Raw genomic sequence first — 8806 nt, 5'->3', positions numbered from 1 at the left:
CACGCCCGCAGTCACCGACCACAGCCCAGCACCATCAGGCTGCGAAGGGAATCCTCACAGTCAGTCCAGACGACGTCGGGCGCCGAGCGCGTGAGCTGGGAGGCCGAGCGGGCGAAGTGCCCGGTCAGCTGACGTCGTACGCGCGCGCCAACAACTCACCCCACGCAGCCGTCGAGAGCGGTGCGGAGGTCGTCCCAGAGGTCCTCCACGTCCTCGACGCCGACGGAGAGGCGGACCAGGCCGTCGGGGATGGTGGCGGCCTCGGCCTTCCATCGGCGTCGCCGCTCGAGGGTCGACTCCACGCCACCGAGCGAGGTGGCGTGCACCCAGAGGCGCGTCTTGCGGCTGAGCAGGTCGGCGGCCATCTCGCCCTGGGAGAGCACGATGCTGACGATGCCACCGAAACCCGGGTAGCGGACCTCCGACAGCGCGGGGTGCTCGGCAAGGCGGCGTACGAGCTCCTGCGCGTTGGCCTGGGCGCGCTCGACACGGAGGTGGAGGGTGCGCAGGCCGCGCAGCGTCAGCCAGGCCTCGAACGGACCGGGGATCGCGCCGACGAGGTCACGACGGCCCTTGAGCACGCCGTAGAGCTCGTCGTCGCGGGTGACGATCGCCCCCATCTGTACGTCGGAGTGGCCGGCGAGGTACTTCGTCGCGGAGTGCACGACGAGGTCGACCCCGTGCTCCAGCGGGCGTTGGAGCAGGGGAGTGGCGAAGGTGTTGTCGACGACGACGTAGGCCCCGGCCTCGTGCGCGGCGGCGGTGATCGCGGGGATGTCGGCGAGCTCGAGGGCAGGGTTGGTCGGCGACTCGATCCACACCAGCGCGGCGTCGGCGCACGCGGCGACGACCGCGGCGGTGTCGGTGATGTCCACGAGCTCGGCACGCAGCCGGCCGCGGGCCTCGAGGTCGGCGAGCTGCATGATCGTGCCGGTGTAGGCGTGCTTCGGCACGACGACGGTGCCGTCGGCGCCGACCAGGTCGAGGACCGTCGCAGCTGCAGCGAGCCCGGACGCGAACGTCAGGCAGCGGCCGCCCTCCAGCGCGCCCAGCGCGTCCTCGAGCGCGGTCCACGTCGGGTTGCCGTAGCGGCCGTACTCCACGTCGCCGCCCGCGACGTAGGTCGCGGCCATCGTGATCGGCTCGTTGAGCGGGGCGTCGGGCGTCTTGTCGGGCCGGCCGGCCGTGACGGCCAGTGTGGAGAGTGCCGGCGTCCCGGGCCTGAGCGGAGAGTCTGCAGCCATGCGCGCCAGCGTAGGTGGATAGGGTCGAGCTGATGAACCACACCTCCCCTGACAAGACCCCAGGCCCGACCGCGCGCAAGCCGCGCGTCGCCGTCGTCTTCGGCGGCCGCTCGTCCGAGCACGGCATCTCGTGCGTCACCGCGGGCAGCGTGCTGGCCGCGATCGACCGCGACGTCTACGACGTCGTGCCGGTCGGCATCGCCACCGACGGCCGGTGGGTGCTGGAGGCCGACGAGCCCGGCCGCCTGGCGATCAGGGGCAGCGAGCTCCCCGCCGTCGACGCCGAGAGGTCGCCAGTCGCCCTGATGGGCGCGACGACCGGCACCGACCTCGTGGTCACCGAGCCGGCGAGCGTGCCGTCGGTGATCGGCGAGGTCGACGTCGTCTTCCCGCTGCTGCACGGCCCGTGGGGCGAGGACGGCACCCTGCAGGGGATGCTCGAGATGGCCGGCGTCCGCTACGTCGGCTCGGGCGTGCTGGCCTCGGCCGTCGGCATGGACAAGGCCTACATGAAGGTCGTCCTGCAGTCGGCCGGACTCCCGGTGACCCCCGGCATCGTCGTCACCCGATCGGAGCTCGAGCACGACCCCGTCGGCGTCCGCGCACGGATCGAGGAGCTCGGCTTCCCGTCGTTCGCCAAGCCCGCGCGGGCCGGGTCGAGCATGGGCATCAGCAAGATCCACGACGTCTCGGAGGTGGAGGAGGCGCTGGAGGAGGCCTTCCGCCACGACCCGAAGGTCCTCGTCGAGCAGTCGATGGAGGGCGCGCGCGAGGTCGAGTGCGGCGTGCTCGGCACCCTGGAGGGCCCGCCCGAGACGTCCCGTCCCGGTGAGGTCCGCACGGGCGGCGACCACGAGTTCTACGACTTCGAGGCCAAGTACCTCGCCGACCAGCACACCGAGATCGACATCCCGGCCGACATCCCGGCCGAGACCGAGCAGCAGCTGCGGGCGATGGCGGTCCGCGCGTTCGAGGCGTTGTCGTGCGAGGGCCTGGCCCGCGTCGACTTCTTCGTGCTGCCCGACGGCTCGCTGGTGATCAACGAGCTCAACACGATGCCCGGGTTCACACCCACGTCGATGTACCCGCAGCTCTGGGCCGCCACCGGGATGGCCTACGCCGAGCTGGTCGACCGGCTCGTGCAGCTCGCCCTGCGGCGCGACACCGGCCTGCGCTGACCGATCAGAGGCAGGACAGGCCCTCCGCGAGGTGCTTCTTCAGCACCGGGGCCAGCTCGGCGAGCGCGCGGTCGATGCCCTCGGTGCGGTGCTCGCCGGGCACCAGCACCTCGACGTAGGGCGTACGGCTGAGGGCGATCGCCCTCGCCTCCTCGGACGGGTCCGAGAGCTGGTCGTCGGGGACGTACCAGCCGACGCCCTTGACGACGCTGCACTCGGCGGTCGGCTCGTAGTCGGAGGGAGCGGGGACCCCGCACGTGAGGACGTACGCCGGATCGCCCCAGGCCGCGCCGAGGGCGTCGTCCGGGTCGACCGAGCGGCGCGGCTCACCGGCGAGGGTGTCGGGCAGGTCGTCGACCAGTGCCTCGCAGGTCGCCCGGTCGGCGCTCGAGAGGTCGTGGTCCTCGATCGAGATGCGGCCGGGCGAACACCCTCCGAGCAGGCCGGCGAGCGCGAGAGCTCCGGCCAGGGCCGCGGGCACGACGACGCCCCGGCCCCGTGGGGGGCCGAGGCGTCGTCGCAGGTGCACGTGTCAGGTGTGGACGATCAGATCCGGAACAGCAGATCTGACGATCAGATGTGGACGACGGGGCAGGTCAGCGTGCGGGTGATGCCGTCGAGGTTCTGCACCTTCGACACCACGAGCTTGCCCAGCTCGTCGACGTTCTTGGCCTCGGCGCGCACGATCACGTCGTAGGGACCGGTGACGTCCTCGGCGAGCGTGACGCCGCTGACCTGGGCGATCTCTCGGGCAACTTCGGCAGCCTTGCCGACGTCGGTCTGGATCAGGATGTAGGCCTGGACGACCATCGTGGACTCCTCGGTCTCGTTCAGCGGGGTCGGACCGGGCCAACCTACCGCGCGACGCGGGCGACCCGACAGGGGCCGGGTGACTGTGGTCACCGGGTCGGTCTGGTGGGATGGACCCATGGCTCTCCCCCCGGACGCAACCCTCGGCGACGCTGGCGAGTTCGGCCTGATCTCGGAGCTCGTGGAGATCTTCGAGGGCGACGAGCACGTGCTCGTCGGACCGGGTGACGACGCTGCCGTGCTGCGGATCAAGCACGGCCACGTGGTCGTCTCCACCGACCTGATGGTCGAGGGCCGCCACTTCCGCCGTGACTGGGCCAGCGCGTCCGACGTGGGCCACCGTGCGGCCGCCCAGAACCTCTCCGACATCAACGCGATGGGCGGCACCGCCCGCCACCTCACCATCGGCCTGGCCGCTCCTGCCGACCTGCCGGTCGCATGGGCGCTCGACTTCGCCCGCGGCTTCGCCGAGGAGTGCGCGAGCGTCGGGGCGAGCGTGGTCGGCGGCGACGTCACGCGGGCCGACGAGGTGATGATCGCGGTGACCGTGCTCGGCCAGTGCTTCCAGTCACCGGTGCTGCGCTCGGGCGCGCGCCCCGGCGACGTGCTCGCGCTCACCGGTCGGCAGGGCTGGGCCGCCGGCGGGCTGGCCGTCCTCGGCCGCGGCTTCCGCTCGCCGCGGGTGCTCGTCGAGGCCTACCGCCGCCCCGAGCCGCCCTACGGCGCCGGCAAGGTGGCTGCCGAGGCCGGCGCCACGTCCCTGATCGACATCTCCGACGGCCTCCTCGCCGAGACCGCTCACCTCGCGGAGGCGAGCGGGGTCGCCATCGACGTACGCACGGGCGCCTTCGACGTGCCCGAGCCGCTGCAGGCCGTCGGTGCGGCGCTCGGGGCGGACCCGCTGCAGTTCATCCTCACCGGCGGTGACGACCACGCCCTGCTCGCCACCTTCCCCGACACCGCCTCGGTCCCGCCCGGCTGGCAGGTGGTCGGCGAGGTGCGTGAGGGGGAGGGCGTCACCGTCGACGGCAGCGCGTACGACGGCCCCACCGGTTGGACCCACTTCTGACGACTCCCGCCCGACCCGGCGTAGTCCCCTACGTTCTGGACGCCGAACCCGCGTAGTCCCCTACGTTCTGGACGTCAGGTGTAGCAGAACGTAGGGGACTACCCCCGCACGGGAAGCGACCCCGAGGACGACGAAGCCCCCGCCGCAGAGCGACGGGGGCTTCGATGAAGATCTGGTCAGGTCAGCGCGAGACCTTGCCGGCCTTGAGGCAGCCGGTGCAGACGTTCAGGCGCTTGGGCGTTCCGTTGACGGTCGCCCGGACGCGCTGGATGTTGGGGTTGAAACGACGCTTGGTGATCTTGCGCGACCAGGGACGGTTGTTTCCGAAGCCCGGCTTCTTGGCGCAGATGTCGCAGACGGCAGCCACCGTGCACTCCGATCCGTTCGAGGGTGATAGATGTTCGAGGTCCTGGCACCACCGGGGCGGCATCAGGCAACCGGGCAACAGTAGCCGAGGACCCGCGGCGAGATGAAATCGCAGTGGCGTCGGATCCGGGCACTACCCTGTGGCGCGCACCACAGTACGGGCGCGACACCCCTCATCCTGCCGCAGATCCCGCCCCGATCCACACCGCCAGCCACCCCCCAACTACCGGGAGCACACCGACTCGATGGAGCCAGTCACCCACGGCATCACCCTGGACGGGGTGGCCCGGTTCGTCGACATCGCGACCGACGCCCTGTCCTCGGCGCGTGAGGAGATCGACGCCCTCAACGTCTACCCGGTCCCCGACGGCGACACCGGCACCAACATGTTCCTCACCGTCTCCGCGGCCCGCGACGAGCTGCGCGCGGCACGAGCGGCCGACCCCGCGCTCGGGCTGGGGGAGGGCATGGCCGTCCTGGCCCGTGCGGCGCTGCTGGGGGCGCGTGGCAACTCCGGGGTGATCCTGAGCCAGATGTTCCGCGCCTACGTACGCCACCTCGCCGGCGCCGCGCTGCAGGACCAGCCGGCGCAGACGATCGCCGCTGCGATGGCCGAGGCCACCGACGCCAGCTACGCCGCGGTCGGCACGCCCGTCGAGGGCACCATCCTCACCGTCTCGCGGGCCGCGTCGGACGCCGCGCGCGTCGCGGCGCAGCAGCCCGGCGCCCGCACCCGCGACGTCTTCACCGCCGCCGCGGTGGCCGCCCGGGCGGCGCTCGCGAAGACCCCGGAGCAGCTGCCCGTGCTGGCCCAGGCCGGTGTCGTGGATGCGGGCGGCCGCGGGCTCTGCGTGGTCCTCGACGCGGTGGAGACCGCCTCGACCGGGCGCCGTCCGATGCCATGGACCCCACCGATCGGCACCCACCACATCCCCGTGGTGACCCATGGCGCCGCTCCCGGCCAGGACCTCACCGAGGACGGCCCGGCCTACGAGGTGATGTACCTCCTCGACGCAGACGACACCGCGGTCCACGAGCTCCGGCAGACCCTGGCCGGGCTCGGCGACAGCCTCGTGGTCGTCGGCGGCGACGGGCTGTGGAACGTCCACGTCCACGTCGACGACGTCGGAGCGGCGATCGAGGCCGGCATCACGGCCGGCCGCCCGCACCGCATCCGGGTCACCCACTTCGCCGAGCAGGTCGCCGCGGTCCGGCACCGGGGATCGACCCGCACCGGTCGCCGCGTCGTCGCGGTCGCCGCCGGTCCCGGGCTCGCCGAGCTCTTCGAGTCCGCCGGTGCGGTCGTCGTCGCTGGTGGTCCCGGCCAGCGACCCTCGACCGGCCAGCTGCTCGAGGCCGTCACCGCGTGCGGCGCTGCCGAGGTGGTGGTGCTGCCCAACGACGCCGACACCGTCCGAGCCGCCGAGATCGCCGCGCGGACCGCCGAGGCCGAGCTCGACGTCACGGTCGAGGTGATCCCGACCCAGGCACAGGTGCAGGGGCTGGCCGCGATCTCCGTCCACGAGCCCGGCCGCACCTTCGACGCCGACGTGCGCGAGATGACCGCGACCGCTCGCCACGTCCGCCACGGTGCGGTGACGATCGCCGCGCGCCAGGCCATCACCATGGCCGGGCCCTGCGAGCCCGGCGACGCCCTCGGCGTCATCGCCGGCGACTTCGCGGTGGTGGGCTCCGACCTCGAGGAGGTCGCCCGCGACGTCCTCGAGCGGCTGCTCGCCGGTGGTGGCGAGCTGGTCACCATCGTGTCCGGAGAGGGGGGCGTCGAGCTCGCCGACCGGGTCGCGGCCCACGTCGAGGAGCGCCACCCGACCGTTGACGTCTCGGTCCACGAGGGCGGCCAGCCGCGTTACCCGCTGCTGGTCAGCGTCGAGTGACCGGCAGGGATCGGCTAGGAATCAGTCATGGTCGCGATCACGCCGGACAGCCCGATCGGAGCGGTCTTCGGCAACCACCACAAGAAGCGCAAGCTCGCCGAGGAGGGCCTCGGCCTCACGACCGTCGGTGACCTGCTGCGCCACTTCCCGCGCCGCTACGTCGCCGCCACGGAGCTCTCCGAGGTGGCCACGCCGGTCGTCGGCGAGCAGCTGACGATCGTCGGCGAGGTCCGGTCCTGCGAGAGCGCGCCGTTCTTCGCCGGCAACCGCCGCCAGTTCCGTACGACGGTCCGGCTGCGCACCGACGGTCCCGACTTCTCCGTGACCCTGTTCAGCCCCTACCAGGGTCAGGCCGACCGCCACGAGGCCGAGTTCCGGCCGGGCAGCCGGGTGGTCTTCACCGGCAAGGCCAAGCAGTTCCGCGGCTCCTGGCAGCTCGACCAGCCCCACGGCTTCGCGATGGACGGCCCCGAGGGCGCGACGTTGAGCAAGCTCATGCCGGTCTACCCGCTCACCGCCAAGCTCTACACGTGGGACCTGCAGAAGGTCATCTCCACTGCGCTCGACCTCGTCACCGGCGTGCCCGACGTGTTCACCCCCGAGATGCGGGAGCGCTACGAGGTGCTGAGCGTCATGCAGGCGCTGCGCTGGATCCACGCGCCCGACGAGTGGAGCGAGCTCGGCGCCGCGCAGAAGCGCTTCCGTTTCGAGGAGGCCCTCGTCCTCCAGCTCGTGCTGGCCCGCCGCCGCGCCGCCCACCGCGCCCTCGGCGCCAGGTCCCGACCCGCGCGCACCGACGGGCTCCTCGCCGCCTTCGACGCCCGGCTGCCGTTCGAGCTCACCCAGGGACAGCGCGACATCGGCGACCTCGTCGCCGAGGAGCTCGCTCGCGACCACCCGATGAACCGCCTGCTGCAGGGCGAGGTCGGGTCCGGCAAGACGCTGGTCGCGCTGCGGGCGATGCTCCAGGTCGTCGACGCCGGGGGACAGGCGGCGCTGCTGGCCCCCACCGAGGTGCTGGCCCAGCAGCACCACCGCTCGATCAGCGCGATGCTCGGCGACCTCGCCCAGGGCGGGATGCTCGGTGGCGCCGCCGAGGCGACCACCGTGGTGCTGCTCACCGGGTCGATGGGGCGGGCGGCTCGCCAGGAGGCCATGCTCCGGATCGTCACCGGCGAGGCCGGCATCGTCATCGGCACGCACGCCCTCCTGGAGGACAAGGTCGAGTTCGCCGACCTCGGCCTGGTCGTGGTCGACGAGCAGCACCGCTTCGGCGTCGAGCAGCGCGCCGCACTCACCGGCAAGGCCGGTGCCCCTCCGCACGTGCTGGTCATGACCGCCACCCCCATCCCGCGCACGGTCGCGATGACGGTCTTCGGCGACCTGGAGACCTCGGTGCTCGCCGAGCTCCCCGCCGGCCGGGCACCGATCCAGACAAACGTCGTCCCGCTGGCCGAGCAGCCGGCCTGGATCGAGCGGGTCTGGCAGCGCGTGCGCGAGGAGGTGGAGAAGGGCCACCAGGTCTACGTCGTGTGTCCGCGCATCTCCGGCGACTCCGGCGAGGAGGGGGAGGCCGACCAGGTCGACCTCGATGACGAGGGTGCCGAGATCCCGCCGAAGCGGGCGCTGGCGGCCGTCGAGGAGGTCCACGCCGAGCTCGCGGCAGGCCCGCTCGCGGGACTGCGCACCGCGATCCTGCACGGCAGGCTCGCGCCGGACGAGAAGGACCGCACGATGCGCGCCTTCGCCGCCGGTGACGTCGACGTGCTCGTGTCCACGACGGTGATCGAGGTCGGTGTCGACGTCCACAACGCGACCACCATGGTCCTCCTCGACGCCGACCGGTTCGGTGTCTCCCAGCTGCACCAGCTGCGCGGTCGCGTCGGTCGCGGCGGCCTGCCGGGCCTGTGCCTGTTGGTCTCCCACGCCGAGGCCGGCTCCCCGGCCCGCGAGCGCCTCGATGCCGTCGCGGCGACGACCGACGGCTTCGAGCTCAGCCGCGTCGACCTCGAGCAGCGGCGTGAGGGCGACGTCCTGGGCGCCAACCAGTCCGGGTTCCGGTCCAGCCTTGTCTCACTTCGGGTATTGCGCGACGAGAAGACCATCGTCCGTGCCCGCGACGCCGCGGAGGCGCTACTCTCCGAGGACCCCGGGCTGACGCAGGCGCCCGACCTCGCCGCGGCGGTCGCCGAGGTCGAACGTTCTGCGGCCTCGGGATTCATGGAGAAGGGCTGAGCGCGACGA

General features: G+C 72.5%; 8 protein-coding genes. 4 read left to right on the top strand and 4 right to left on the bottom strand.

Translation table 11 applies throughout. The annotated features are described in order from the left end of the window. Positions 1-155: 155 nt before the first annotated feature. A complete protein-coding gene (locus ASC64_RS05685; protein ID WP_056906564.1) occupies positions 156-1244 on the bottom strand; it encodes a trans-sulfuration enzyme family protein in 1089 nt (362 codons plus the stop codon). Between the two features lie 32 nt (positions 1245-1276). On the opposite strand from ASC64_RS05685, the gene ASC64_RS05680 reads away from it, so the two are divergent. Further along, a complete protein-coding gene (locus ASC64_RS05680) occupies positions 1277-2422 on the top strand; it encodes a D-alanine--D-alanine ligase family protein (protein ID WP_056906563.1) in 1146 nt (381 codons plus the stop codon). Between the two features lie 4 nt (positions 2423-2426). Here ASC64_RS05680 and ASC64_RS05675 read toward each other — a convergent pair whose 3' ends face one another. Next, positions 2427-2951: a DUF3515 domain-containing protein gene (locus tag ASC64_RS05675; protein ID WP_082550234.1), complete on the bottom strand. Its 525-nt coding sequence runs from the start codon at positions 2949-2951 to the stop codon at positions 2427-2429. A gap of 44 nt (positions 2952-2995) precedes the next feature. After that, positions 2996-3325 (bottom strand): Lrp/AsnC ligand binding domain-containing protein, encoded by a 330-nt coding sequence (locus ASC64_RS05670; protein WP_248809707.1) that lies wholly within the window; start codon positions 3323-3325, stop codon positions 2996-2998. 25 nt (positions 3326-3350) lie between these two features. Between ASC64_RS05670 and ASC64_RS05665 the strand changes: the two genes are divergently transcribed. After that, on the top strand, positions 3351-4301 hold the full coding sequence (locus ASC64_RS05665) for a thiamine-phosphate kinase (protein ID WP_056906561.1): 951 nt from the start codon (positions 3351-3353) through the stop codon (positions 4299-4301). A gap of 181 nt (positions 4302-4482) precedes the next feature. Here the strand turns inward: ASC64_RS05665 and rpmB are convergent, their stop codons facing one another. Next, positions 4483-4668 (bottom strand): 50S ribosomal protein L28, encoded by a 186-nt coding sequence (gene rpmB / locus ASC64_RS05660; RefSeq protein WP_056602600.1) that lies wholly within the window; start codon positions 4666-4668, stop codon positions 4483-4485. Positions 4669-4912: 244 nt separating this feature from the next. On the opposite strand from rpmB, the gene ASC64_RS05655 reads away from it, so the two are divergent. Both ASC64_RS05655 and ASC64_RS05650 read left to right on the top strand, forming a co-directional pair. Continuing rightward, entirely contained in the window at positions 4913-6562 is a 1650-nt protein-coding gene (locus ASC64_RS05655; protein ID WP_056906560.1) for a DAK2 domain-containing protein, read from the top strand. A 27-nt stretch (positions 6563-6589) separates the two neighbouring features. Further along, positions 6590-8797 (top strand): ATP-dependent DNA helicase RecG, encoded by a 2208-nt coding sequence (locus tag ASC64_RS05650; protein ID WP_056906559.1) that lies wholly within the window; start codon positions 6590-6592, stop codon positions 8795-8797. Positions 8798-8806: the final 9 nt, after the last annotated feature.

This window comes from Nocardioides sp. Root122, assembly GCF_001425025.1.
Classification (GTDB): domain Bacteria; phylum Actinomycetota; class Actinomycetes; order Propionibacteriales; family Nocardioidaceae; genus Nocardioides.
Note: the sequence above shows the minus strand (reverse complement) of the source record. Positions and strands in the feature narration are given on the sequence as shown.

Bases quoted from the DNA above. Each gene is read 5' to 3' on its own strand.
- ASC64_RS05685 (WP_056906564.1), bottom strand. From the start codon at position 1,244: ATGGCTGCAGACTCTCCGCTCAGGCCCGGGACGCCGGCACTCTCCACA.
- ASC64_RS05680 (WP_056906563.1), top strand. From the start codon at position 1,277: ATGAACCACACCTCCCCTGACAAGACCCCAGGCCCGACCGCGCGCAAG.
- ASC64_RS05665 (WP_056906561.1), top strand. From the start codon at position 3,351: ATGGCTCTCCCCCCGGACGCAACCCTCGGCGACGCTGGCGAGTTCGGC.
- ASC64_RS05655 (WP_056906560.1), top strand. From the start codon at position 4,913: ATGGAGCCAGTCACCCACGGCATCACCCTGGACGGGGTGGCCCGGTTC.
- ASC64_RS05650 (WP_056906559.1), top strand. From the start codon at position 6,590: ATGGTCGCGATCACGCCGGACAGCCCGATCGGAGCGGTCTTCGGCAAC.